Annotated in this window: 1 protein-coding gene; it reads right to left on the reverse strand. The window is 48.7% G+C overall.

The annotated features are described in order from the left end of the window. Positions 1 to 59 precede the first annotated feature (59 nt). Positions 60 to 1,172 carry a hydroxymethylglutaryl-CoA reductase gene (locus tag NO989_RS21750; RefSeq protein WP_371343192.1) on the reverse strand — a complete coding sequence of 371 codons (1,113 nt, stop codon included), beginning with the start codon at positions 1,170 to 1,172 and terminating at the stop codon, positions 60 to 62. Between the last annotated feature and the right edge of the window lie 252 nt (positions 1,173 to 1,424).

Below are 1,424 nucleotides of genomic sequence, written 5' to 3' on the forward strand. Positions count from 1 at the left end.
CATTTGACACACGTGCAACTGGCCTTAAATACAGCTGACACAGTGGGTAGTACATAGCGTTAATATTTCTTATACTCGCGCTTAATTGTCGCTTCCGCCGTGACCCGTTTACCCCGGGTGCGCATGATATTTATCTGCGAGGCCTTTTTGTCTGTGGCGAAGTTCGATTCCAGATAAAAGTTTTCAATCCCTTCGTAGTTATCCAGGATCCAGCCGCAAGCAGCAAAGGTCGCCCGCCCTACCATGTTCTGTCCGGCCGCATCGCCGGTAAGATAATTAAAACGCAGGAAGGCAAATTTGTTCGACAGGAAATGGTCGATGTACGTGAGCTTTGCTACAGAAGACGTGGCTTCCGCTTCATCACGGATTTTGTCGATGTTCTCGTTCACCCACTTCACAAAATCCCTGGCGCCACGGGCATCACTGAAAATGAATACGGGCGCACGCTGCATAGCATCGTCCACCACCGTGGCTTTTACCCCGCCTGACATATTCAGCAGTTTCACGCCGCGATTATACGAAGCCACCAGCGTGCCTTCCGTAGTAGCCAAAGGCACCACAAACTCGCCCTGTGCATACTCGCCGTTAACTTTTAGCGGTCCCGCCACACCAATCGGTACCTGTGCCACGCCAATAAAATGCTCGATATTGCCACGCAGTGTACCCGGATCGATAGAATATTTACTGATGTGGTCCACCGGTGCCCCCGTTGCAGCAGCAAAGAACTGCTGTCGCTGTTCAATGATTTCCGGACGATAGTCATCGTGGGGATCCCTGGGAATACCCGCAGGCTTGTCTGCAATCGGTGAGATATTATCTTCGACAGTAAACTTCAGTTTACCGAAAGGCGCGGCTTTAAATTCAATACCGAGTTTGAGCTTTTCCGGCCCTGCCTTGGCTTTCACATCAAGGAACACGGTGATCACTTCCCGCAATGGAAACGGCACATTGCCACTGGCATTAACTTCCTCTGCACTTAACAGGGTATCAGGACCAACTTTCAGGGTGATTTTTTCGTTAGAGATGTGTTTTCCATCCAGCGAAATCTGCAGGATTTCCTCCAGATGGGCGTCTTTCAGGCGGTTTTTCAGCATGAAGCACAACCCGTCTTCGGTTTTCTGCAAACTGCCATGGGTGTACAACTGCTTCAATAACATGCTGGGAATAAACATTAAGGTAGGTTCCTTTTCTTCAGGCCTTTTCTTCTGCAGACGCTTTTTACCTTTGCACCATAGCGTTAGTTCACAAATATTTCACTTTATATCGATCGGTTTCCGCACACTTTTTGACCCTTAACAAGCAGTTACCACTTGTCGAAAACGGCCATGCTTTGACAATTCAGGCCATATTGGGGTTCTAGGGATTTTCCCCTCTAAAAAGACATAATCCTCTGTAGACCACACCAATAAATGGCTGCGGAGGTG

The sequence above is a fragment of the Alteromonas sp. DY56-G5 genome, assembly GCF_041414725.1.
Lineage (GTDB): Bacteria > Pseudomonadota > Gammaproteobacteria > Enterobacterales > Alteromonadaceae > Alteromonas > Alteromonas macleodii.